This is a genomic window from Streptomyces sp. V3I7 (genome assembly GCF_030817495.1).
Taxonomy (GTDB): Bacteria; Actinomycetota; Actinomycetes; order Streptomycetales; family Streptomycetaceae; genus Streptomyces.
Genome location: NZ_JAUSZK010000001.1, coordinates 4530341 through 4552351, shown reverse-complemented (window position 1 = coordinate 4552351; position 22011 = coordinate 4530341). Strand labels below are relative to the sequence as shown.

22 protein-coding genes are annotated in these 22011 nt (G+C 70.4%); 13 read left to right on the top strand and 9 right to left on the bottom strand.

Annotated features, from left to right (window positions below; translation table 11 throughout):
* Positions 1 to 190: 190 nt before the first annotated feature.
* The 4 genes from QFZ74_RS21390 to QFZ74_RS21375 all read left to right on the top strand — a co-directional run bounded on the left by QFZ74_RS21390 (position 191) and on the right by QFZ74_RS21375 (position 6914).
* Complete coding sequence (locus QFZ74_RS21390) at positions 191 to 868, top strand: spermidine synthase (protein WP_307622411.1); 678 nt, start codon at positions 191 to 193, stop codon at positions 866 to 868.
* Positions 869 to 981: 113 nt separating this feature from the next.
* Positions 982 to 1722 carry a response regulator transcription factor gene (locus QFZ74_RS21385; protein ID WP_307622410.1) on the top strand — a complete coding sequence of 247 codons (741 nt, stop codon included), beginning with the start codon at positions 982 to 984 and terminating at the stop codon, positions 1720 to 1722.
* Positions 1719 to 2828, top strand: a complete 1110-nt coding sequence (locus tag QFZ74_RS21380; RefSeq protein WP_307622409.1) for a cell wall metabolism sensor histidine kinase WalK — start codon at positions 1719 to 1721, stop codon at positions 2826 to 2828. Before QFZ74_RS21385 ends, QFZ74_RS21380 begins: the two co-directional genes overlap by 4 nt.
* Before the next feature lie 303 nt (positions 2829 to 3131).
* On the top strand, positions 3132 to 6914 hold the full coding sequence (locus QFZ74_RS21375; RefSeq protein ID WP_307622408.1) for a multifunctional oxoglutarate decarboxylase/oxoglutarate dehydrogenase thiamine pyrophosphate-binding subunit/dihydrolipoyllysine-residue succinyltransferase subunit: 3783 nt from the start codon (positions 3132 to 3134) through the stop codon (positions 6912 to 6914).
* Between the two features lie 310 nt (positions 6915 to 7224).
* Here the strand turns inward: QFZ74_RS21375 and QFZ74_RS21370 are convergent, their stop codons facing one another.
* Entirely contained in the window at positions 7225 to 7404 is a 180-nt protein-coding gene (locus QFZ74_RS21370) for a DUF6104 family protein (protein WP_030049542.1), read from the bottom strand.
* A gap of 177 nt (positions 7405 to 7581) precedes the next feature.
* Here QFZ74_RS21370 and QFZ74_RS21365 point away from each other — a divergent pair, with 177 nt between their 5' ends.
* Positions 7582 to 8559, top strand: a complete 978-nt coding sequence (locus QFZ74_RS21365) for a DUF4097 family beta strand repeat-containing protein (protein ID WP_307622407.1) — start codon at positions 7582 to 7584, stop codon at positions 8557 to 8559.
* Position 8560: 1 nt separating this feature from the next.
* Positions 8561 to 9655 carry a PadR family transcriptional regulator gene (locus QFZ74_RS21360; RefSeq protein WP_307622406.1) on the top strand — a complete coding sequence of 365 codons (1095 nt, stop codon included), beginning with the start codon at positions 8561 to 8563 and terminating at the stop codon, positions 9653 to 9655.
* Between the two features lie 81 nt (positions 9656 to 9736).
* On the opposite strand, the gene QFZ74_RS21355 is transcribed toward QFZ74_RS21360, so the two are convergent.
* Together QFZ74_RS21355 and QFZ74_RS21350 are read right to left on the bottom strand one after the other, a co-directional pair.
* Positions 9737 to 10702, bottom strand: a complete 966-nt coding sequence (locus QFZ74_RS21355) for a zinc-binding dehydrogenase (protein WP_307622405.1) — start codon at positions 10700 to 10702, stop codon at positions 9737 to 9739.
* A gap of 200 nt (positions 10703 to 10902) precedes the next feature.
* Positions 10903 to 12126, bottom strand: coding sequence for an NADP-dependent malic enzyme (locus QFZ74_RS21350; RefSeq protein WP_307622404.1), 1224 nt, complete (start codon positions 12124 to 12126; stop codon positions 10903 to 10905).
* 413 nt (positions 12127 to 12539) lie between these two features.
* On the opposite strand from QFZ74_RS21350, the gene QFZ74_RS21345 reads away from it, so the two are divergent.
* The 3 genes from QFZ74_RS21345 to QFZ74_RS21335 are packed head-to-tail and all read left to right on the top strand — an operon-like array spanning position 12540 to position 15246.
* Positions 12540 to 13496: an ABC transporter substrate-binding protein gene (locus QFZ74_RS21345; protein WP_307622403.1), complete on the top strand. Its 957-nt coding sequence runs from the start codon at positions 12540 to 12542 to the stop codon at positions 13494 to 13496.
* 29 nt (positions 13497 to 13525) lie between these two features.
* A complete protein-coding gene (locus QFZ74_RS21340) occupies positions 13526 to 14455 on the top strand; it encodes an amino acid ABC transporter permease (protein WP_307622402.1) in 930 nt (309 codons plus the stop codon).
* The gene (locus QFZ74_RS21335; RefSeq protein WP_307622401.1) at positions 14452 to 15246 is read left to right on the top strand and encodes an amino acid ABC transporter ATP-binding protein; all 795 of its coding nucleotides are present in this window, start codon (positions 14452 to 14454) and stop codon (positions 15244 to 15246) included. The genes QFZ74_RS21340 and QFZ74_RS21335 overlap by 4 nt, the downstream gene beginning before the upstream one ends.
* 79 nt (positions 15247 to 15325) lie before the next feature.
* On the opposite strand, the gene QFZ74_RS21330 is transcribed toward QFZ74_RS21335, so the two are convergent.
* Positions 15326 to 16084, bottom strand: a complete 759-nt coding sequence (locus tag QFZ74_RS21330; protein WP_307622400.1) for a class I SAM-dependent methyltransferase — start codon at positions 16082 to 16084, stop codon at positions 15326 to 15328.
* 99 nt (positions 16085 to 16183) lie between these two features.
* On the opposite strand from QFZ74_RS21330, the gene QFZ74_RS21325 reads away from it, so the two are divergent.
* A complete protein-coding gene (locus tag QFZ74_RS21325) occupies positions 16184 to 16813 on the top strand; it encodes a CGNR zinc finger domain-containing protein (protein WP_307622399.1) in 630 nt (209 codons plus the stop codon).
* On the opposite strand, the gene sodX is transcribed toward QFZ74_RS21325, so the two are convergent.
* Positions 16717 to 17151, bottom strand: a complete 435-nt coding sequence (sodX, locus tag QFZ74_RS21320) for a nickel-type superoxide dismutase maturation protease (protein ID WP_307624231.1) — start codon at positions 17149 to 17151, stop codon at positions 16717 to 16719. The two genes, QFZ74_RS21325 and sodX, sit on opposite strands and share 97 nt — an antisense overlap.
* Before the next feature lie 1026 nt (positions 17152 to 18177).
* On the opposite strand from sodX, the gene sodN reads away from it, so the two are divergent.
* On the top strand, positions 18178 to 18573 hold the full coding sequence (sodN, locus tag QFZ74_RS21315) for a superoxide dismutase, Ni (RefSeq protein WP_307622398.1): 396 nt from the start codon (positions 18178 to 18180) through the stop codon (positions 18571 to 18573).
* 115 nt (positions 18574 to 18688) lie between these two features.
* Here sodN and QFZ74_RS21310 read toward each other — a convergent pair whose 3' ends face one another.
* On the bottom strand, positions 18689 to 19036 hold the full coding sequence (locus QFZ74_RS21310; RefSeq protein ID WP_307622397.1) for a hypothetical protein: 348 nt from the start codon (positions 19034 to 19036) through the stop codon (positions 18689 to 18691).
* A gap of 151 nt (positions 19037 to 19187) precedes the next feature.
* Here QFZ74_RS21310 and QFZ74_RS21305 point away from each other — a divergent pair, with 151 nt between their 5' ends.
* Positions 19188 to 19547 carry a helix-turn-helix transcriptional regulator gene (locus tag QFZ74_RS21305; protein ID WP_307624230.1) on the top strand — a complete coding sequence of 120 codons (360 nt, stop codon included), beginning with the start codon at positions 19188 to 19190 and terminating at the stop codon, positions 19545 to 19547.
* Positions 19548 to 19606: 59 nt separating this feature from the next.
* Positions 19607 to 20023 (top strand): VOC family protein, encoded by a 417-nt coding sequence (locus tag QFZ74_RS21300; protein ID WP_307622396.1) that lies wholly within the window; start codon positions 19607 to 19609, stop codon positions 20021 to 20023.
* A 17-nt stretch (positions 20024 to 20040) separates the two neighbouring features.
* On the opposite strand, the gene QFZ74_RS21295 is transcribed toward QFZ74_RS21300, so the two are convergent.
* The 3 genes from QFZ74_RS21295 to QFZ74_RS21285 form a co-directional block, all read right to left on the bottom strand.
* On the bottom strand, positions 20041 to 20373 hold the full coding sequence (locus QFZ74_RS21295; RefSeq protein ID WP_307622395.1) for a DUF952 domain-containing protein: 333 nt from the start codon (positions 20371 to 20373) through the stop codon (positions 20041 to 20043).
* A gap of 20 nt (positions 20374 to 20393) precedes the next feature.
* Positions 20394 to 20636 carry a hypothetical protein gene (locus QFZ74_RS21290; RefSeq protein WP_307622394.1) on the bottom strand — a complete coding sequence of 81 codons (243 nt, stop codon included), beginning with the start codon at positions 20634 to 20636 and terminating at the stop codon, positions 20394 to 20396.
* Between the two features lie 139 nt (positions 20637 to 20775).
* A complete protein-coding gene (locus QFZ74_RS21285; protein ID WP_307622393.1) occupies positions 20776 to 21984 on the bottom strand; it encodes a family 2 encapsulin nanocompartment cargo protein polyprenyl transferase in 1209 nt (402 codons plus the stop codon).
* Between the last annotated feature and the right edge of the window lie 27 nt (positions 21985 to 22011).

The following is a 22011-nucleotide window of genomic DNA, read 5'->3' as shown; positions in this document are numbered from 1 at the left end:
TGCACGTGAGTCGTCCATTGTTCCCCAGGGGCTGTTCGCTCTGAGCGATCGACTCCGAAGACCTCGGACCGGCCTCCGGACCGGCCTCGGTCGGGTGAACCTGTCCGGCGCGCGCTCTCCTCCACGTCTACGCGCCGCGGTCCTCCGTAATTCCCCTGCCCGCCAAGCCCCGTTCGGGGATGATGGGGCCATGACCGCCGCGCACGACACCCCCCATGTCCTGGACCGCCGCGAGGGCCCGTACGGCGAAGTGGTCCTGCGCAGGCACGGCGACCTTCTCCAGATCATCGCCAACGGCTGCTTCCTGATGGACACCTCCGACGGCCGCTCGGAGCGGCTGCTCGTCGACGCGGCGTACGACGCGCTGGACGGGCGGGCGGAACCGGACGTGCTGATCGGCGGCCTGGGCGTGGGGTTCTCACTCGCACACGCGGCGGCGGATCCCCGCTGGGGCCGGATCACGGTCGTCGAGCGCGAGCCGGCCGTGATCGGCTGGCACCGCGAGGGCCCGCTGTCCGCCGTGACCGCGGCCGCGCTGGCCGACCCGCGGACGAAGATCGTCGAGAGCGACCTCCTGACGTACGTCAATGAGAGATGTGCCACATTCGACGCACTGTGCTTGGACATCGACAACGGTCCGGGCTGGACTGTCACCGAGGACAACGGCGGCCTCTACTCCCCGGCCGGACTGGCAGGCTGCGCAAGGGCGTTGAGGCCCGGCGGAGTGCTTGCCGTATGGTCGGCGCAGCCCTCCTCCGGGTTTGAGGAAACCTTGCGGAATGCCGGGTTCCGGCAGGTGCGTACCAAAGAGGTCCCCGTTGCCCGGGGAGTTCCGGACGCCGTGCACCTCGCCGTACGACCTGGATAGCGACGGCCCGGCCTGTCCCCGTAATGTGCTGCCCTGACGCAGATCATTCAAGCGTCAAACGCAGACATGGGATCACCCCACGGATTCCGGAAAGCACACTTCAGGGGCGGGCGATGGAGCAGACACACACCTCGCACAACGGCACGGCGGCGGCCACCCAGGGCGCGCAGCGCCGAGTCCTGGTGGTCGAGGACGACGCGACGATCGTCGACGCCATCGCGGCCCGGCTGCGCGCCGAGGGATTCCTCGTGCAAACCGCGGGCGACGGACCGGCCGCCGTCGACACCGCCGAGGCCTGGCAGCCTGACCTGCTGATCCTCGACATCATGCTGCCGGGCTTCGACGGCCTGGAGGTCTGCCGCCGCGTGCAGGCCCAGCGCCCGGTGCCGGTGATGATGCTCACCGCCCGCGACGACGAGACGGACATGCTCGTGGGTCTCGGCGTCGGCGCCGACGACTACATGACCAAGCCGTTCTCGATGCGCGAACTGGCCGCGCGCGTCCACGTGCTGCTGCGCCGGGTGGAGCGCGCCGCGCTCGCCGCCGCCACGCCGCGCTCGGGCATCCTGCGCCTCGGCGAGCTGGAGATCGACCACGCGCAGCGCCGGGTGCGCGTGCGCAGCGAGGACGTCCACCTCACCCCGACCGAGTTCGACCTGCTGGTCTGCCTGGCCAACACCCCGCGCGCGGTGCTCTCCCGTGAGCAGCTGCTCGCCGAGGTGTGGGACTGGGCGGACGCCTCCGGCACCCGGACCGTCGACAGCCACATCAAGGCCCTGCGCCGGAAGATCGGCGCCGAGCGGATCCGCACGGTGCACGGCGTCGGGTACGCGCTGGAGACCCCGACGCCATGAGCGGCGGGCGGCCGGCCCCACGGAGGAGCCCCAGGGAGCCCTGGGGCGGCGTACGCCCGTTCTCGATCAAGACCAAGCTCGGCGGACTGGTGGTCATCTCGGTGCTGATCACCACAGGTCTGTCGATGATCGCGGTGACCACCAAGACGGAGATCCGTTTCATCACCGTCTTCTCGATGATCGCCACGCTGCTGATCACACAGTTCGTGGCGCACTCGCTCACCGCGCCGCTGGACGACATGAACGCGGTTGCCCGGTCCATCTCGCAGGGCGACTACACCCGCCGGGTGCGGGAGAACCGCCGGGACGAGCTGGGCGACCTGGCCCAGACGATCAACGCGATGGCCGACGAGCTGGAGGCGCAGGACCTCCAGCGCAAGGAGCTCGTCGCCAACGTCTCGCACGAGCTGCGCACCCCCATCGCGGGCCTGCGCGCGGTCCTGGAGAACGTCGTCGACGGCATCGCCGAGGCGGATCCCGAGACGATGCGCACGGCCCTGAAGCAGACCGAGCGGCTCGGCCGGCTGGTGGAGACGCTGCTGGACCTGTCACGGCTGGACAACGGCGTCGTCCCGCTGCGCAAGCGGCGCTTCGAGGTGTGGCCGTACCTCTCGGGCGTGCTCAAGGAGGCCAACATGGTCGCCTCCGCGCGCGCGGGCATCGCCTCCGGCTCCGGGAGCCACCAGCGCACCGACGTCCATCTGCACCTCGACGTGTCCCCGCCGGAGCTGACCGCGCACGCGGACCCCGAGCGCATCCACCAGGTCGTCGCCAACCTGATCGACAACGCGGTCAAGCACAGCCCGCCGCACGGCCGCGTCACGGTGCGGGCGCGGCGCGGGCAGCAGCCGGAGTCGCTGGAGCTGGAGGTCCTGGACGAGGGTCCGGGCATCCCGAAGTCGGAGTGGCGCCACGTCTTCGAGCGGTTCAACCGGGGCGCCGTCAGCCGTCCGCACGGGCCCGGCAGCGACGGCGGCACCGGACTCGGCCTCGCCATCGCCCGCTGGGCCGTGGATCTGCACGGTGGCCGGATCGGCGTGGCCGAATCCGAGCGCGGCTGCCGGATCTTCATCAGCCTTCCGGGAGATCTGTCCGCATCGGGTTGACGTACAGTTCGACCCCGGAGTGACAAGATCCACGAACGTCCCCGCAGCTGGACACGTGTGAGCAGGTACGAGCCCCCTTCGAGCGGCGACCTCGCACGTCAGCAGGGTCCCTGAGCGCTGATCGCCGTACCCCCGCCGTAGGCTAACCCCGCTTGTTTCCCGCCAAATTCACCCTCGAAACACACTTTCCGATGTGACTTGCGCGACGAAGGACCAGCCCGACCTGACCTTCTCGCCCGGGGAGGCGTAGCCTTTATTCCCGCTGTCCATCACCTTGTGAAGCGGAAGAGGGCGGTTGCCGCCGTGTCGCCACAGTCCCCGAGTAACGCATCGAGCATCTCGACCGACGATCAAGCGGGGAAGAACCCCGCTGCTGCGTTCGGTCCCAATGAGTGGCTCGTCGACGAGATCTATCAGCAGTACCTCCAGGACCCGAATTCGGTAGACCGTGCCTGGTGGGACTTCTTCGCCGACTACAAGCCGGGGGCCGCCGCCTCGCAGGCTCCGGCGGGTACTGCGGCCGCGGGGGCCGCAGCGACCACCACCACGCCCGCTCCGGCCGCCCCGGCGGCTCCGGCGCCGGCTCCCGCCGCCGCACAGCCCGCTGCCCCGGCCGCGCCCCCGGCGCCCGCCGCCGCGAAGCCCGCGGCCGCCGCCCCGGCGAAGGCCGCCCAGCCCGCCGCCGCGCCGAAGGCGAAGCCCGCGGGCGAGGCGCCAGAGGGTCCCGAGCTGATCACGCTGCGCGGTCCCGCCGCCGCGGTCGCCAAGAACATGAACGCCTCGCTGGAGCTGCCGACCGCCACCTCGGTCCGCGCGGTCCCGGTGAAGCTGCTGTTCGACAACCGCATCGTCATCAACAACCACCTGAAGCGCGCCCGGGGCGGGAAGATCTCCTTCACGCACCTGATCGGCTTCGCGATGGTGCAGGCCATCAAGGCCATGCCGGCGATGAACTGGTCGTTCGGCGAGAAGGACGGGAAGCCCACCCTCGTCAAGCCGCCGCACGTCAACCTCGGTCTCGCCATCGACCTGGTCAAGCCCAACGGCGACCGCCAGCTGGTCGTCGCGGCGATCAAGAAGGCCGAGACGCTGAACTTCTTCGAGTTCTGGCAGGCCTACGAGGACATCGTCCGCCGCGCCCGCGACGGCAAGCTGACGATGGACGACTTCACCGGTGTCACGGTCTCCCTGACCAACCCCGGCGGCCTCGGCACCGTCCACTCGGTCCCGCGTCTGATGCCCGGCCAGTCGGTCATCATGGGCGTCGGCTCCATGGACTACCCCGCGGAGTTCCAGGGCACCAGCCAGGACACCCTGAACAAGCTCGGTGTCTCCAAGGTCATGACGCTCACGTCGACCTACGACCACCGGGTCATCCAGGGCGCCGCCTCCGGCGAGTTCCTGCGCCAGGTCGCGAACCTCCTCCTCGGCGAGAACGGCTTCTACGACGAGATCTTCGAGGCGCTCCGCATCCCCTACGAGCCGGTCCGCTGGCTCAAGGACATCGACGCCAGCCACGACGACGACGTCACGAAGGCCGCCCGCGTCTTCGAGCTGATCCACTCCTACCGGGTCCGCGGCCACGTCATGGCCGACACCGACCCGCTGGAGTACCAGCAGCGCAAGCACCCCGACCTGGACATCACCGAGCACGGCCTCACCCTGTGGGACCTGGAGCGCGAGTTCGCCGTCGGCGGCTTCGCCGGCAAGTCGATGATGAAGCTGCGCGACATCCTCGGCGTGCTGCGCGACTCGTACTGCCGCACCACCGGCATCGAGTTCATGCACATCCAGGACCCCAAGCAGCGCAAGTGGATCCAGGACCGCGTCGAGCGCCCGCACACCAAGCCGGAGCGCGAGGAGCAGCTGCGCATCCTGCGCCGCCTGAACTCGGCCGAGGCCTTCGAGACCTTCCTGCAGACGAAGTACGTCGGCCAGAAGCGCTTCTCGCTGGAGGGCGGCGAGTCCGTCATCCCGCTGCTGGACGCGGTCATCGACAGCGCCGCCGAGTCCCGTCTGGACGAGGTCGTCATCGGAATGGCCCACCGCGGCCGCCTGAACGTCCTGGCCAACATCGTCGGCAAGTCGTACGCGCAGATCTTCCGCGAGTTCGAGGGCAACCTCGACCCGAAGTCGATGCACGGCTCCGGCGACGTGAAGTACCACCTGGGCGCCGAGGGCACCTTCACGGGCCTGGACGGCGAGCAGATCGCGGTCTCCCTGGTCGCCAACCCCTCGCACTTGGAGGCGGTGGACCCGGTCCTGGAGGGCGTCGCCCGCGCCAAGCAGGACATCATCAACAAGGGCGGCACGGACTTCACCGTCCTGCCGGTGGCGATCCACGGCGACGCGGCCTTCGCTGGCCAGGGCGTGGTGGCCGAGACCCTGAACATGTCGCAGCTGCGCGGCTACCGCACCGGCGGCACGGTCCACATCGTCATCAACAACCAGGTCGGCTTCACCGCGGCCCCCGAGTCCTCGCGTTCCTCCATGTACGCGACGGACGTGGCCCGCATGATCGAGGCCCCGATCTTCCACGTGAACGGCGACGACCCCGAGGCCGTCGTGCGGGTTGCCCGTCTGGCCTTCGAGTTCCGCCAGGCGTTCAACAAGGACGTGGTGATCGACCTCATCTGCTACCGCCGCCGCGGTCACAACGAGTCGGACAACCCGGCCTTCACCCAGCCGCTGATGTACGACCTGATCGACAAGAAGCGCTCGGTGCGCAAGCTCTACACCGAGTCCCTGATCGGTCGCGGCGACATCACCCTGGAAGAGGCCGAGCAGGCGCTGCAGGACTACCAGGGCCAGCTGGAGAAGGTCTTCACCGAGGTCCGCGAGGCCACGGCCCAGTCGCCGCAGGGCGAGTCCCAGGCGCCGCAGGACGGCTTCCCGGTCGCGGTCCCGACCGCGATCTCCTCGGAGACCGTCAAGCGGATCGCCGAGTCGCAGGTCAACATCCCCGACAACATCACCGTCCACCCGCGTCTGCTGCCGCAGCTGCAGCGCCGGGCGGCGATGGTCGAGGACGGCACGATCGACTGGGGCATGGGCGAGACCCTGGCCATCGGTTCGCTGCTCCTCGAGGGCACCCCGGTCCGCCTGGCGGGCCAGGACTCCCAGCGCGGCACCTTCGGCCAGCGCCACGCGGTCCTCATCGACCGCGCCACGGGCGAGGACTTCACGCCGCTGCTCTACCTCTCCGAGGACCAGGCCCGGCTGAACGTCTACAACTCGCTGCTCTCCGAGTACGCGGCGATGGGCTTCGAGTACGGCTACTCGCTCGCCCGCCCGGACGCGCTGGTGATGTGGGAGGCGCAGTTCGGCGACTTCGTCAACGGCGCGCAGACGGTCGTGGACGAGTTCATCTCGTCCGCGGAGCAGAAGTGGGGTCAGACGAGCGGCGTAACGCTCCTCCTCCCCCACGGCTACGAGGGCCAGGGCCCCGACCACTCGTCGGCCCGCCCGGAGCGCTTCCTGCAGCTCTGCGCCCAGAACAACATGACGGTCGCCATGCCGACCCTGCCGTCGAACTACTTCCACCTCCTGCGGTGGCAGGTGCACAACCCGCACCACAAGCCGCTGGTCGTCTTCACCCCGAAGTCGATGCTGCGCCTGAAGGCCGCGGCCTCGAAGGCGGAGGAGTTCACGTCGGGCGAGTTCCGCCCGGTCATCGGCGACGCGTCGGTGGACCCGGCCGCGGTGCGCAAGGTCGTCTTCTGCGCGGGCAAGGTCTACTACGACCTGGAGGCCGAGCGTAAGAAGCGCGGCGCCACGGACACGGCGATCATCCGCCTCGAGCGCCTGTACCCGCTGCCGGGTGCCGAGCTCCAGGCCGAGGTCAACAAGTACCCGGGTGCCGAGAAGTACCTGTGGGTGCAGGAGGAGCCGGCGAACCAGGGTGCCTGGCCGTTCATGGCTCTCAACCTGATCGACTGCCTCGACCTGGCGGTCGGCGCGGACGTCCCGCACGGCGAGCGCCTGCGCCGCATCTCGCGCCCGCACGGCTCGTCCCCGGCGGTGGGCTCCGCGAAGCGCCACCAGGCCGAGCAGGAGCAGCTGGTCCGCGAGGTCTTCGAGGCGTGAGCCTCTGAAGTGGCCTGACGCGGCCTGACGCGGAGGGGCCCGGCACCGGATTTCCGGTGCCGGGCCCTTCGGCTTGTCCGCGGTCCCGCTAGGGTCTGTCGTTTGGATCAGGCCGGCTGTGAGGTGCGGTACTTCTCGACCGACCCGAGCGGGGTCTGGTGCGTGCAGCTGCAAGGCGGAGGAGGGCGTCAACGCGATGGGGGTCCCCCCGCGCGAGCGGAGCCGAGCGTGGGGGAGTTGGCAACCGACGACAACGCGGCAGATGTGCGTGCCAGGCCCCGCGACGCCGGGATGATCCAAACGACAGGCCCTAGTCGTCGTCCTCGTCGTCGAGCCGGGCCAGCCAGGTCGCCAGGCGCTCCACCGGAACCTCGAAGTCCGGGTTGAGGTCGACGAAGGTCCGCAGCTGCTCGGCAAGCCACTCGAAAGTGACCTCCTCCTCGCCGCGCCGCTTCTCCAGCTCCTCGATGCCGCGGTCGGTGAAGTACATGGGCTGTCTCTCCTGCGCTACGTCTGCACTCCGGTGGGCTCGGGTGCACTCGGGTTATGCCGACAGCCTAAGCAACTGGTGGTGGAACAAGTGCCTTGACTTTCCAAAGCCGCGATATATCGTGTTCTCAGGAAGACGCGATATGGCGTGTCGTGTCGGTCGAGGAGGTCCAGCACCATGTCCGAGTGGTCCGTCGCCGAGCCGAGGAAACTCACCTTCGACGCTCCCGTGAGCGACCTGCATGTGCGCATCGTGAACGGAACGGTCAACGTCGTGGGCACCGAGGAGGGTTCCGCCCGCCTGGAGGTCACCTCGATCGAGGGACCGCCCCTGGTGGTGACCCAGGAGGGCGGCACGCTGACCGTGGCGTACGAGGACCTGCCCTGGAAGGGCTTCCTCAAGTGGCTCGACCGCAAGGGCTGGCGGCGCAGCGCCGTGGTCTCCCTCGCGGTCCCGGCGGACACGCGCGTGGAGGTGGGCGTGGTCGGCGCCGGCGCCGTGGTCTCGGGGATCCGGGGGACGTCGGTGGTCAAGGGCGTCACCGGTGACACGACACTCGTCGGGCTGTCCGGCCCGGTGCGCGCGGACACGGTGTCGGGGAACCTGGAGGCCCAGGCCGTCACCGGCGATCTGCGCTTCAACTCCGTCTCGGGCGACCTGACCGTCCTCGAAGGCGCGGGCTCCGCCGTGCGGGCCGACTCGGTCAGCGGCTCGGTGATCATCGACCTCGATCCGGACGGGCCGACCGACGTCCGGCTGACCAGCGTCTCCGGGGAGATCGCCATACGTCTGCCGCATCCGGCGGACGCGGAGGTGGAGGCGAACACGGCGAGCGGCACGATCTCCAACGCCTTCGACGGACTGCGCGTCCACGGCCAGTGGGGCGCCCACAAGATCACCGGCCGCCTCGGCGCGGGCAACGGCAAGCTCCGGGCCACGACGGTCTCCGGCTCCATCGCGCTGCTGCGCCGCCCGCCCCGGGAGGACGAGGACATCGCCGGCTCGGACGGCACCAAGTCTTCGGCAGCGGGCGCGAAGCCCGCCGGGAGCACGGCCGGAGCACCGGACGACACGGGGGAGAATGCAGATTCCGGCCAGGGTGGCGGCGCGAGCAGCACCCCGGCCGACGGCACGACCGACAAGAAGGTGCTCTGACATGCCTCCCGTCTTCGCCCACGGCCGCCTCCGCCTCTACCTGCTCAAGCTGCTCGACGAGGCCCCGCGCCACGGCTACGAGGTGATCCGCCTCCTCGAGGAGCGTTTCCAGGGGCTGTACGCACCGTCGGCGGGCACCGTCTACCCCCGGCTGGCCAAGCTGGAGGCCGAGGGCCTGGTCACCCACACCACCGAGGGCGGCCGCAAGGTGTACGCCATCACCGACGCCGGCCGCGCCGAACTGGCCGACCGCAGCGGTGAACTGGCCGATCTGGAGCTGGAGATCGGTGAGTCGGTCGCCGAACTCGCCGCCGAAATACGGGCGGACGTGCGCGGCGCCGCGGGCGATCTGCGCCGCGAGGTGCGGGCCGCCGCCTCCGAGGCGAGGCGCGGGCCGGCGTACGGCGAGCGCGGCACCTTCGGGGAGTACGGCGACCGGGGCGACAAGGAGGCCTGGCGCGCGGCCAAGGAGGAGATGCGCCGCGCCAAGCAGGAGTGGAAGGAGCAGGCCCGGCGCGCCAAGGACGAGAGCCGCCGCGCCCGCGAGGAGGCCCAGCGCGCCCGCCACCAGGCCCAGGAGGCCCAGGCGCGGGCACGGGCCCAGGCCCAGGAGGAGGTCCAGCGCATCGCACAGCGGGTCCAGGAACGGGTGCAGGACCACTTCACCCGGGGCGACTGGCCCAATGGCGTTCGCGAGGGGCTGACCGAACTGGCCAAGGAGTTCGGCGAGTTCGGCAAGGAGTTCGGGAAGGACTACAGCTTCGGCCGCCCCGGCAGCGGCGCCGGCGCCGGTTCCGGTTCCGGTTCCGGTTCCGGTTCCGGTTCCGGTTCCGGTTCCGCCAAGTCGGCGCCCGCGCCGGAGTACACCGAGACCCCCGAGGACTTCCCGGCGGCGTACGAACCGGCCTGGGCGCACGAGAGCCCCACCGGCGACCCGGTCCGCGACCTCGACCGACTGCTGGACCGCTTCCGGGACGACATCCGCGACGCGGCCCGCGACCACGGGGTCACGCCGGGCCAACTCGACGACGCCCGGCGGCATCTGTCGACGGCTGCGGCCCACATCGGCGCGATACTGCGCCGCCCGACGGTCTGACCCGGCAGAGGCAGACGCCCACGCAGACGCCGACGGCCGGTCCGGGGGGCGCCCGGACCGGCCGTCGTACGGCGGCGGCGATCAGCTGTTGGTGAGCACGATCTTTCCGAACTGGCCGCCCGACTCCATCCGTTCGAAGCCCTCGCGGGCGCGGTCGAGGGGGAGGACCTCGTCGATGACGGGGCGCACACCGGTGGCGGCGCAGAAGGACAGCAGGTCCTCCAGCTCCTCCTTGGTGCCCATCGTGGAGCCGACGACCTTGAGTTCGAGGAAGAAGATCCGGGTCAGCTCGGCGTGGGACGGCCGGTCGCCGCTCGTGGCACCGGAGATGACGATGGTGCCGCCCGGCCGCAGCGACTTCACCGAGTGGGACCAGGTCGCGGCGCCGACCGTCTCGATGACGGCGTCCACGCGCTGCGACAGCCGCTCACCCGGCTCCACCGCCTCCACGGCCCCGAGCTCCAGCGCCCGCTTGCGCTTGGTCTCGTCCCGGCTGGTGGCGAAGACCCGCAGCCCGGCCGCCTTGGCGAGCACGATCGCCGCGGTGGCGACGCCGCCGCCCGCGCCCTGCACGAGGACCGAGTCGCCGGGGCGCACCCCGGCGTTGGTGAAGAGCATCCGGTACGCCGTCAGCCAGGCCGTGGGCAGACAGGCGGCCTCCTCGAAGGAGAGCCCCTTGGGCTTGGGCAGGATGTTCCAGGTCGGCACGGAAACCTGCTCGGCGAAGGTGCCCGGGTAGCGCTCGGTGAGGATGGAGCGGGGCTCCTTGGGGCCGACGCCGTGACCGGTCTGGCCGATGACGGAGTGCAGGACGACCTCGTTGCCGTCCGCGTCGATGCCGGCGGCGTCGCAGCCGAGGATCATCGGCAGCCGCTCCTCCGGGAGGCCGACGCCGCGGAGCGACCAGAGGTCATGGTGGTTGAGGGAGGCGGCCCGGACGTTCACGGTGCTCCAGCCGGGGCGGGCCTCGGGGGCCGGGCGCTCCCCCAACTCAAGGCCGGTGAGCGGCTGGTCCCGGTCGATTCGGGCGGCGTAGACAGCGAACATGGACTTGACGATAGGTTCTCGGCCCGGCGGACGGAACCGCACGGGCCTGTGACACACGCCCTCTTGCACGACGACGAAAGTCCCAGCCATACCGAAGCGGGGGGCGGGGCGCAGCCCCCGAACGACCACCCAGCCCACCGCATACGGGCGGGAATGGAGAAATGGCCCCGCCCAAACGGGCGGGGCCATTCAGCCCGACGTCAGCGACGGGCAACGCCCTCGGCCCGGGCGGCGGCGGCGACCGCCGCCGTCACCGCGGGGGCGACCCGCTCGTCGAACGGCGAGGGGATCACGTAGTCGGCCGCGAGATCGTCGCCGACCACGGAGGCCAGGGCTTCCGCCGCGGCGATCTTCATCCCCTCGGTGATCCGGGAGGCCCGCACCTGGAGCGCGCCCGCGAAGATGCCGGGGAACGCCAGCACGTTGTTGATCTGGTTCGGGAAGTCCGAGCGCCCGGTCGCGACGACCGCCGCGTACTTGTGGGCGACGTCGGGGTGCACCTCGGGGTTGGGGTTGGCCATCGCGAACACGAAGGCACCCTCGGCCATGGAGGCGACGGCCTCCTCCGGGACCGTACCGCCGGAGACGCCGATGAAGACGTCGGCGCCGGCCAGCGCGTCCTCCAGCGACCCGGTGTGGCCCGCCTTGTTGGTGAACGAGGCCAGCTCGCGCTTGACCGGCGTCAGGTCCTCCCGGTCGGCGGAGACGACGCCCTTGCGGTCGGTCACCGCGACGTCCCCGATACCGGCCTCGACCAGCATCTTCGCGATGGCGACACCAGCGGCGCCGGCACCCGAGATGACGGCGCGCAGCTGCCCGATCTCGCGGCCGCTCAGCCGCGCGGCGTTGCGCAGCGCGGCCAGCGTCACGACGGCGGTGCCGTGCTGGTCGTCGTGGAAGACCGGGATGTCGAGCCGCTCCTGGAGCCTCTTCTCGATCTCGAAGCACCGCGGCGCCGAGATGTCCTCCAGGTTGACCCCGCCGAAGGAGGGGGCCATGCGGACGACGGTCTCCACGATCTCGTCGGTGTCCGTGCAGGCGAGCGCGATCGGCACCGCGTCGACGCCGCCGAACTGCTTGAACAGGATCGCCTTGCCCTCCATGACCGGGAGGGAGGCCTCGGGGCCGATGTCGCCGAGGCCGAGGACGGCCGTACCGTCGGTGACGACAGCGACGACGGACGACTTCCAGGTGTAGTCGTTGACCAGCTCCGGCTGCTCCGCGATCGCGGTGCACACGCGCGCGACGCCGGGCGTGTACGCGAGGGACAGGTCGTCCTTGTCGCGGACCGGCACGGTGGCCTGCACGGCCATCTTGCCGCCGCGGTGGAGCGCGAAGGCCGGGTCGAAGGAGTCGAGGGGCTCGGGCCCGCCGTCCTGATCCGTACCGCTGTCGCTGCGAGGATTGACGATCTCCGCTGCCACTTCGTTGTACCCCTTAGGTATGCATGGTTGAGGGTTGACCGCTCCTGGTGGAGAGCGGGCGGGACCGTGTACCACCCGATTCGTCTGTCACGGACGGGCACGACACGACGGGCGCGCCGCACAACGCGCCCTGCCCCGGATGAGGGGAGTAAAGAACCTTCTTACCGGACGGACGGCCCCGGCGACGAGTCCCATGGGCGCAAGGTCACATCTCGGTCGGTTCAGGGGATCGTCTGGCGGATGTACGATCTGCGGGGGTTCGGGACCACCCGTTATGCGATTTTGACATTGCGACTCCCCTGAATGGCCCAGCTCGGGTGGCAGGATGCGGTCAACCCGCGAGGTCGCAACACGCGAAGGTGTGTGTTCTCGTCGACCCATCGGCAATCCATCCACCGCCGGAGGAACCCACGATGACCGCAAGCTCCACCCGTCGTACGACCGCGGCGCACTCCCGGCTAGCAGCGGTCGGTGCGATCGCGGTCGCCGGCGCCCTGCTGCTCACCGGTTGCGGTGACCAGACAGACAAGGCCAATGGGGGCGGCTCCACCACGGCCAACGCCCCGCTCGCAGACAAGCTCCCCGCCGACATCCGCAAGGCGGGCGTCATCAAGGTGGGTTCCGACATCGCGTACCCGCCGGTCGAGTACATGCAGGGCGGCAAGGCCGTCGGCATCGACCCGGAGATCGCGGACGCCCTCGGCAAGCAGCTGGGCGTGAAGTTCCAGTTCCAGAACGGCAAGTTCGACCAGCTCATCGTGGGTCTGCAGTCGAAGCGGTTCAACGTGGTCATGTCGGCGATGAACGACACGAAGGACCGCCAGAACGGCATCGACTCGGAGACGGGCAAGAAGGCCGGCCAGGGCATCGACTTCGTCGACTACTTCACCGCCGGTACCTCGATCCTCGTCCAGAAGGGCAACCCCAAGGGCATCAAGACCCTGGACGACCTGTGCGGCAAGGTCGTCGCGCTCCAGCGCGGCACCACCTCCGAGGGCATCGCCAAGGCGCAGAACAAGAAGTGCGCCAAGGACCACAAGAAGGCCATCAAGCTCCAGACCTTCGACACCGACCCCGAGGCGCTGCTCCGCCTCAAGCAGGGCGCGTCCGTCGCGGACCTCAACGACTTCCCGGTCGCCGCGTACAACGCGAAGACCTCGGGCGCGGGCAAGGACTTCGAGGTGGTCGGCGACCAGATCGAGGCCGGTCCGTACGGCATCGGCGTCAGCAAGGGCAACACCCAGCTGCGCGACGCGCTCCAGGCGGCCATGGACGCGATCGTCAAGAACGGCGACTACCAGAAGATCCTCAAGAAGTGGAACGTCACGGACGGCGCCGTGACCGAGGCCAAGATCAACGGCGGCTCCTGAGCCCTGCACGACCCTGAAGGGCAGTCACCTTGACTGACACTGTCGACAAGGCTCCGGCGTCCACCGTGCCGCCGGAGCACATCAAGGCCATCCCCGTACGCCACTGGGGCCGCTGGGTGGCCGCCGCCGCGGTCATCGCCATCCTGGTACTGATCGGGCTCGCGTTCTCCAACGCGAAGATCAACTACGCCGTCATCCCCGATTACCTGACGGACCCGACGATCCTGTCCGGCGTCTGGCACACGCTCTACATCTCCGTGCTGGCGATGGTGCTCGGCCTGGTCCTGGGCGTGATCCTCGCGGTCATGCGGATGTCGTCGAACCCGGTCACGAGCTACGTGGCGTGGCTCTACATCTGGTTCTTCCGCGGGACGCCGGTCCTGGTCCAGCTCCTGCTCTGGTTCAACATCGCCCTCATCTTCCCCATCCTCAACCTGGGGTTCTACAAGGACGAGATGAACCAGGTCATGACGCCGTTCCTGGCGGCGCTGCTCGGCCTGGGCCTCAACGAGGCCGCGTACATGTCCGAGATCGTCCGCGCGGGCATTCAGTCCGTGGACGAGGGGCAGACCGAGGCGTCGCACGCACTGGGCATGACCCAGGGCAAGACGCTGCGGCGCGTGGTTCTCCCGCAGGCGATGCGCGTGATCGTGCCGCCGACCGGCAACGAGTTCATCAACATGCTGAAGACCTCGTCGCTGGCCTACGCCGTGCAGTTCAACGAGCTGATCAAGCGGGCCACGGACATCTCCAGCGCCTCGCTCGCCGTGGTGGAGCTGTACTTCGTGGCGTCGATCTGGTACCTGATCCTGACCAGCGTCTTCAGCGTCTTCCAGTACTACCTGGAGCGGCGTTACGCCCGCGGCTCGACGCGCAGCCTGCCGCCGACCCCGCTGCAGCGCCTGAAGCAGAACCTCCGTCTGTTCGGTTCGTTCCGTCGCCCGGAGGTGGCCCGATGACCGGTATCGGCAAGAGCGAGAGCACCAGCCGCGGGCCGATGGTCAAGGCCGAGGGCGTACACAAGTCCTTCGGGCTCGCGCACATCCTCAAGGGCATCGACCTGGAGGTGAACCCGCGCGAGGTGTTCTGCCTGATCGGCCCGTCCGGCTCCGGCAAGTCCACCTTCCTGCGGTGCATCAACCACCTGGAGAAGATCAGCGCGGGCCGCCTGTCCGTGGACGGCCACCTGGTCGGCTACCGGCAGAAGGGCGACAAGCTCTACGAGCTGAAGGAGAAGGAGGTCGCGGCGCAGCGGCGGGACATCGGCATGGTGTTCCAGCGCTTCAACCTCTTCCCGCACATGACGGCGCTGGAGAACGTCATGGAGGCACCGCTCCAGGTCCGGCGCGAGACCAAGGCCGTCGCCCGGGAGCGCGCCGAGCGGTTGCTGGACCGCGTGGGCCTCGGTGACCGCAAGGGCCACTACCCGGCCCAGCTCTCCGGTGGTCAGCAGCAGCGCGTCGCCATCGCCCGCGCGCTCGCGATGGAGCCGAAGCTGATGCTCTTCGACGAGCCGACCTCGGCGCTCGACCCGGAGCTCGTCGGCGAGGTGCTCGACGTCATGCGGGACCTCGCGGAGGACGGCATGACGATGATCGTCGTCACGCACGAGATGGGCTTCGCGCGCGAGGTCGGCGACTCGCTGGTCTTCATGGACGACGGCGTGGTGGTCGAGTCCGGCCATCCGCGGGAGGTCCTGACCAACCCCCAGCACGAGCGGACCCGGTCCTTCCTGTCCAAGGTGCTGTAGGCGAGCGCAAGGGGGCGGTACGTGATCCTCGTACCGCCCCCTTCCGCATGCCCGGCATCGAACCGGGTGGCCCGGAGCCCTACTTGAGCGCGAGCAGCAGGGTGTCCGAGGGCGAGCACCACACCGGACGGGCCTCCGCGAAGCCCTTCTCGCGCAGTACGCGGGCGTGCCAGGCGGCGGAGGGCATGTCGCCGTCGGCGTGCTCGCCGTAGATCTCGAAGCGGCGGGCCGTGGGCCCGGCCAGGACCGGGTCCTGCGCCGCGAGCTGCCACCACTCGGCCCAGTCCAGGGCGTCGGCCCGGCGCGCCTGTTCCATGCGGGCGTGGCGCAGGGCGCGCTCGGCCGCGTCGATCCGGGGCGTGCTCTCGTCGATCATGCGGTCCGCGTTCATGAACACACCGCCGTCGCGCACGAGTTCGGCGACCTGGCCGTAGAGGGCGGCGAGGGGCTCATCGTGCAGCCAGTGCAGGGCGGTGGCGGTCAGGACGGCGTCGTACGACTCGTACGGCAGCCGGGCGCGCCAGTCGGGATCCTTCAGGTCGGCCTCGACGAAGGTGACCCGGTCATCGCCCGCGAAGCTGCCCTCGGCGATGGCGAGGAGGGCGGGGTCGAGGTCGACGCCCGTGCTCGTGGCCTCGGGGAAGCGGGCGAGCAGCCGGGCGGTGATGCTGCCGGTGCCGCAGGCGAGGTCCAGCACGCGGGGTGCGGTGCCGACGAGCGCCTCGACCATGTCGAGCATGATCCGGAACCGTTCCTCGCGGTCCGGCATGTACCACTCCTGCTGCCGGTCCCAGCTCTCCTGCCACGCGGCCCAGTCGGTTCCCGTACTGATAGTCATGGAGATCCCCTTCCCCTCGCACCTGTAATACCCTGAAAGCGCGACCGTCTATTACCCGACCGCAGGCATGACCCTAGAGCGCATCCGTAAGGACTACAAGTGGAACTGGCCTATTACTCGGATTACGCCGTCCGTCTCGTCAACAGCGAGGAACCGGCGCGGGGCAAGGACTCCCTGACCTCGGTCGAGGCCGTCCGCGACCTGTTCGGCGTCAACCAGTCGGCGGCCCGCCGCGCCACCGACGCCGACGTCACGCGCTTCCGGTCGGTGCGGGCCCGGCTGCGCGGCGTCTTCGAGGCGGCCGACCAGGGCGACGAGACCCTCGCGGTCGACCTGCTGAACTCCCTGCTCCTGGAGTTCCCGGTGAGCCCGCAGATCTCCGGGCACGACCACCGGGACGACGACGGCCGGCCGCTGTGGCACATGCACCTGGCCGACCATCCGTCCAACGCCACCGCGGGCTTCGCGGCCATCGCCGCGATGGGCCTGGCGTTCCATCTGACCGAGTACGGCGTCGACCGCCTCGGCCTGTGCGAGGCCGCGCCCTGCCGCAACGCCTACCTCGACACCTCGACCAACCGCTCACGGCGCTACTGCTCCGACCGCTGCGCGACCCGCGCCAACGTCGCCGCCTACCGCGCCCGCAAGCGCCTGGAGGCCGACCGGTCGGGGAAGACGGGCCGGGCCGCCGACAGCGCCCAGCGCACCAGCGCCAGCGGCGAGCGCTGACCGGGCTTGCGCGGCCGGTACCGCGCGAGGGCCCGGCCGAGGATCAGCTCCTCCGGCACGGTCCCGTAGTCGGTGCTGTCCCCACCGGCGTACGGGTTGTCCCCCAGCACCCACCAGCCGTCCTCGCGCCGCTCCGAGGCCCGCTTGACGACCAGCAGGTCCTGCTGGAACGGATGACGCAGGACGACGATGTCACCGGGCCTGACCACGGCCCCGTACCGCAGCAGGAGCAGGTCGCCGTGATGGAGCGTGGGCACCATCGACGGGCCCGTCACCTCGGCCAGTCCGAAGGGCGGCGCGGGCCTTCCCCGCTCCGGCTCCTGCGACAGCTCCGGCATCCCCGGCACCTCCCCGATCCGTTCCTCCACAGTCTCAGTCTCACCGTTCCTAGGGCTGTTGGCCGGTGTTGGTCAACTCACCGTGATCCCGACGTCTGGTCCGGTGGCCCTCCGAACGGTCCTGGGGGCCGGGGAACAGCGCGAGTTGGCCACTTCGGCACGGTCGGGTCTTGCCGCCCTGGGTGGGCGTGCCCGCTGTCCTGGGTGGACTCGCGGTCCCGCACGCCCGGGGTAGGGATGTGGCCTGGCCGGTAGCCCTCCGCGCCACCATCCTCCGGTGGTGGCCGGTCACACCTGGCCGACGCCGAATCCCGTGCCCGAGGGCGCGCCGTCCGATGGCCACCGAGGCGGCGTTGTGCCGGGTGACCTGAGTCTTGTTCCTGGACTGCTGCTGCAGGGGTGCGGTCCAGTACTGGCCGCCCCAGCGGCTGGTGTAGGCGGGGTCGACGGCAATCACCACGAGGCCGGCGTGGTGAGTCATGCCGCGCAGGCGTTCGCGGAAGCGGGCGGTGGGAATGCCGGCCACCGTGCGGCGGAACGCCTTTCCACGTCTGCCCCGGCCCATGGTCTCCCGGCCGGGATCGTGAGTGGTGTGCCGATCGGGTTGCCGTGCGGGTCAAGGACACAGGCGGCGAGGTGGTCGGCGTTCTCGCGGGCCAGCGCGATCAGCTCACTGATCGCGGCGCGCAGCCGCCCGTCCCGGGTGCTCGTGGGGCCGGTGGCACGAGCCTCGGCAAAGCCCAGGTGTTCCCGCTTCCGCCCCCGCTTGCGCGCCACTGGTTCCTCCCCCCGGTTGCAGGGAACTCAACTACCACCACCGATCATGCGTTCCCAGCCTCTGCGCCATCACACAAACCTGCCCCGTTCACCCCTGCGAGGGACATGACGGCCACGCATGGCCAAGACCCCGACCCACAGCCGCCAACCCGGGACTTTTGCCCTAAGCCCACAGGGGCACTCGAGAAAACCCGTGCTCCAGGGAGTAATGTCCCACCTGAGAAGACGATCACGAGGAAGGAATGCTCCATGCTTTCCCGCCTGTTTGCCCCCACGGTCAAGGTCAGCGCGCACTGCGACCTGCCCTGCGGTGTGTACGACCCGGCTCAGGCCCGCATCGAGGCGGAGTCGGTCAAGGCCATCCAGGAGAAGATGGCCGCCAACGAGGACCCCCACTTCCAGATCCGTGCCACGGTGATCAAGGAGCAGCGCGCCGAGCTCGCGAAGCACCACCTGGACGTGCTCTGGAGCGACTACTTCAAGCCGCCGCACTTCGACAGCTACCCGGAGCTGCACACGCTCCTGAACGACGCCGTCAAGTCCCTGTCGGCCGCCAAGGCCTCTACGGACCCGGCCACCGGTCAGAAGGCCCTGGACTACATCGACCAGGTCGCCAAGATCTTCTGGGAGACCAAGAAGGCCTGATCTCCGCTCGGCCTTGCGGGACCGCGCGTTGCAGATGCGCGGGGTTCCGCTGCCCGCACCCGGGCCGTGTCCCGCCGCACGCGGTGGTGGACGACGGTCCGGGTGCGGGCTTTTCTCAGCTCGCCTCGTGCGGCTCGGCGAAGACCAATCCGCGCAGGGTCAGCCGCTCCGTCTCGTAGTGGCCCTCGGTGACGGCCTCCACGTCGAAGCTGTGGCTGAACGCCGGTGGGTGGCCGATGAGTTCCAGCGCGCGGCTGGGCAGCGGGCCGCGTGTGGCCTCCTCCGTCTCCCACAGCAGGACGGCTCCCCAGCGGTTGGTCTCCTCGTCGGAGAGCCAGGTCTTGAGCCGGAGCCCGGGCACCTCGGAGAACGCGGCGACGGACTCGTCGCGCAGGTACGCGCGCAGGGACTCGATGGTCTGCCCGGAACCGGCCAGGTCCCACCAGACGATGTGGACTCGCACAGCGGCACTTCCCTTCAAGATCAGTGCTCCCCTTGGTAGTTGCGATCGTCGTCGGACGCCAGAGACCGGCACGATCCGGCCGGGCGCGTGGCATCGTGGTGGGGTGAGCAGCATCGAGGATCTGGTGCGTCTGCGGCGGGCGCGCGACCGGATGGACCGCGAGTACGCCGAGCCGCTCGACATGACCGAACTGGCGCGTACCGCGCTGATGTCCCCGGGCCACTTCCAGCGCAGCTTCCGTAAGGCGTTCGGGGAGACTCCGTACAGCTACCTCATGACCCGGCGCGTCGAGCGGGCCAAGACGCTGCTGCGCCGCGGCGACCTCACGGTGACCGAGGTCTGCATGGCCGTCGGCTGTATCTCGCTGGGTTCCTTCAGCTCACGGTTCACGGAGCTGGTCGGTGAGACCCCGAGCGCGTACCGGGCGCGGTCGCACGAGGAGAGCGCGGTGATCCCGCCCTGTGTGGCCCGCGCGTTCACCCGGCCACGGCGGCACAAGCCGTCGTACTGACCCGTCGCCGCCCTTGCCTCGGCGGGGCGGGAAGGTGGCCGGCGGCCTAGCGTGAGCCCATGGACATCAAACTCAAGCAGTGCTTCATCGCCGTGGACGACCACGACAAGGCGCTCGCCTTCTACCGCGACGTGCTCGGCATGGAGGTGCGCAACGACGTCGGCTTCGAGGGGATGCGATGGGTGACCGTGGGCTCACCGCTCCAGCCGGATGTGGAGATCGTGCTGGAGCCGCCCGCCGCACACCCGGACGCCTCCCCCGCCGACAAGCAGGCGATGGCCGAACTGCTCGCCAAGGGCATGCTGCGCGGGGTCAACTTCACCACGACCGACTGCGACGCCCTGTTCGCGCGCGTCCAGGAGGCCGGGGCGGACGTGCTCCAGGAGCCGACGGACCAGCCGTACAGGGTGCGCGACTGCGCGTTCCGCGACCCGGCCGGGAACATGCTGCGCTTCATGGAGCGGTCCGGGGACTGACGCACGGCGTACGGCCGTCAGCTCCAGGGCCGTACGTCCACCACGGCGTCGACCGGGACGGGGCCGTACACGTGCGGGAACTCCTCGCCGCCCGGTGCCACGGACTCGTACTTCACGGGGACACCGAGCCGGGCCGGGTCCACGCTCAGCACCACCAGCTCGTCCGGGCCGTCGTAGGAGCCGTACAGGAAGGCGGCCACGCGCGGGAGTTGGTCGCGGGTGGAGAAGTGGACGAAGCCCTCCTCCTGAAGGGTGCGGCCGCGGGTCGACATCTCGTAGGCGCCGTGCTCGCGCGCCGCGTCCCACAGGGCGCGTTCCGTGATGTGGAAGATGTACGGGAGTTTCGGCATGCGGCCACGCTACGGGACGCTCACGGGTTCTCCTCCGCGGATTCCTGGGCCGGCTGCTGCGGCCCGGGAGCTGGGGCGGGGGCCGGAGCAGGGGCCGAGGACTCCACGGACGCCGCGCAGTCGGGGTTGTGGCAGGGTCCCGCGCCCCACACCGGGACCCAGGCGCCCAGCGTCTTGTGCCGCCGCACCACCGTGTCCACGGGCTGACCGCAGACGGGGCAGGCGTGCTGGTCCCGACGGGCCCGGCCGGCCTGGCTGTCCATGTCTTCAAGGGTAGGTCGGCCGGCGATCCGGCGCTCTCCGCCCAGGAACGGGCAGCACGCAGCACATGGACATGGACACGAACACCGGCGGCTGCCGGCCGACGACGGGCGTCGTCGGCCGAGAGCCGGTGGGCTGGGCTCAGGCGCTGCGGCGCGTGACGAACTCCGCCAGGGCGAGCAGACCGTCCGCCCGCTCCGGATCGGGGGTCGCGCGGGCCAGTTCCTGCACGGCCGTGGCCATCCGGTCGGCCGCCTGGGCCTGCGCCCAGTCCCGGCCGCCCGCACGCTCCACGGCGAGCACGGTCCTCTCCAGGTCCTCCTCCGCGTAGGGCCGGGCGTACAGCTCGGCGAGTTCCGCGGCCGCCGGGGTGCCGGAGGCCAGGGCCGCCACCACCGGCAGCGACTTCTTGCGGGCGGCGAGGTCCGCACCGGCCGGCTTGCCGGTACGGGTCGGGTCGCCCCATATGCCGATGACGTCGTCGATCAGCTGGAAGGCGAGGCCGGCCTCACGGCCGAACCGGTCCATCGCCGCCACCTCCTCCTCCCCTGCGCCCGCGTACAGCGCGCCGAGGGCGCAGGCGCAGCCGAGCAGGGCGCCGGTCTTGGCCTCGGCCATGGTGAGCACCTCGTCGAGGGTGACCTCGCCGGGGGCGCGCAGCTCCATGGCCGTGTCCGTGTGCTGGCCCGCGCACAGCTCGACGACGCAGTCCGCGACCCGGGCGGTGGCCGCCCCGGCCGCCGGGTGCGGGTCCTCGGCGAGCAGCCGCAGGGCCAGCGCCTGCAGGGCGTCCCCGGCGAGGATCGCGTCGGGGACGCCGAACACGGTCCAGGCCGTGGGCCGGTGCCTGCGGGAGGTGTCCCGGTCCATCACGTCGTCGTGCAGCAGCGTGAAGTTGTGCACCAGCTCCACGGCCGCCGCCGCCCGTACGGCCCCTGTACGGGCCGTCGGTCCGCCGAGCGCGGCGGCCGCCGTGAGGGCCAGGGCCGGGCGTATCGCCTTGCCCGCGTTGCCCGCGGCCGGTGTGCCGTCGGCGTGCTCCCACCCGAAGTGGTAGAGCCCGACCCGGCGCATCGAATCAGGGAGCGACTCCAGGGCGGCGCGCAGCCCCGGGTCGACCAGGGTGCGCGCGTGCTCCAGGATCACCGCGGCCTCGTGGCCGTCGGCCTGCCCGTCCCCGGTCCCCTCGGGCTGCCGGTCCGGTTGCCCGTCGAAGCACCCGTCGAGATAGCCGTCGCGGGGGCCCTCGAGGGGGCCCGCCCCGTCGGCGGCGGGTGCGGGCCTTCGTCGCTCACGTGTCTCCAGCGACCCGGTGGGACGCTGCTTCGTCTCCGTCATGAACTCGGCCATGCTTCTCCCTCGCGGAGGCCGCGGACG

Coding starts and splice junctions, on each gene's coding strand:
- QFZ74_RS21295 (WP_307622395.1), bottom strand. CDS start 20,373: ATGCCGAAACTCCCGTACATCTTCCACATCACGGAACGCGCCCTGTGG.
- QFZ74_RS21300 (WP_307622396.1), top strand. CDS start 19,607: ATGGACATCAAACTCAAGCAGTGCTTCATCGCCGTGGACGACCACGAC.
- QFZ74_RS21285 (WP_307622393.1), bottom strand. CDS start 21,984: ATGGCCGAGTTCATGACGGAGACGAAGCAGCGTCCCACCGGGTCGCTG.
- QFZ74_RS21355 (WP_307622405.1), bottom strand. CDS start 10,702: ATGTTCGCTGTCTACGCCGCCCGAATCGACCGGGACCAGCCGCTCACC.
- QFZ74_RS21345 (WP_307622403.1), top strand. CDS start 12,540: ATGACCGCAAGCTCCACCCGTCGTACGACCGCGGCGCACTCCCGGCTA.
- QFZ74_RS21385 (WP_307622410.1), top strand. CDS start 982: ATGGAGCAGACACACACCTCGCACAACGGCACGGCGGCGGCCACCCAG.
- QFZ74_RS21360 (WP_307622406.1), top strand. CDS start 8,561: ATGCCTCCCGTCTTCGCCCACGGCCGCCTCCGCCTCTACCTGCTCAAG.
- QFZ74_RS21370 (WP_030049542.1), bottom strand. CDS start 7,404: ATGTACTTCACCGACCGCGGCATCGAGGAGCTGGAGAAGCGGCGCGGC.
- QFZ74_RS21390 (WP_307622411.1), top strand. CDS start 191: ATGACCGCCGCGCACGACACCCCCCATGTCCTGGACCGCCGCGAGGGC.
- QFZ74_RS21380 (WP_307622409.1), top strand. CDS start 1,719: ATGAGCGGCGGGCGGCCGGCCCCACGGAGGAGCCCCAGGGAGCCCTGG.
- sodN (WP_307622398.1), top strand. CDS start 18,178: ATGCTTTCCCGCCTGTTTGCCCCCACGGTCAAGGTCAGCGCGCACTGC.
- QFZ74_RS21335 (WP_307622401.1), top strand. CDS start 14,452: ATGACCGGTATCGGCAAGAGCGAGAGCACCAGCCGCGGGCCGATGGTC.
- QFZ74_RS21305 (WP_307624230.1), top strand. CDS start 19,188: ATGGACCGCGAGTACGCCGAGCCGCTCGACATGACCGAACTGGCGCGT.
- QFZ74_RS21365 (WP_307622407.1), top strand. CDS start 7,582: ATGTCCGAGTGGTCCGTCGCCGAGCCGAGGAAACTCACCTTCGACGCT.
- sodX (WP_307624231.1), bottom strand. CDS start 17,151: ATGCCGGAGCTGTCGCAGGAGCCGGAGCGGGGAAGGCCCGCGCCGCCC.
- QFZ74_RS21330 (WP_307622400.1), bottom strand. CDS start 16,084: ATGACTATCAGTACGGGAACCGACTGGGCCGCGTGGCAGGAGAGCTGG.
- QFZ74_RS21290 (WP_307622394.1), bottom strand. CDS start 20,636: ATGGACAGCCAGGCCGGCCGGGCCCGTCGGGACCAGCACGCCTGCCCC.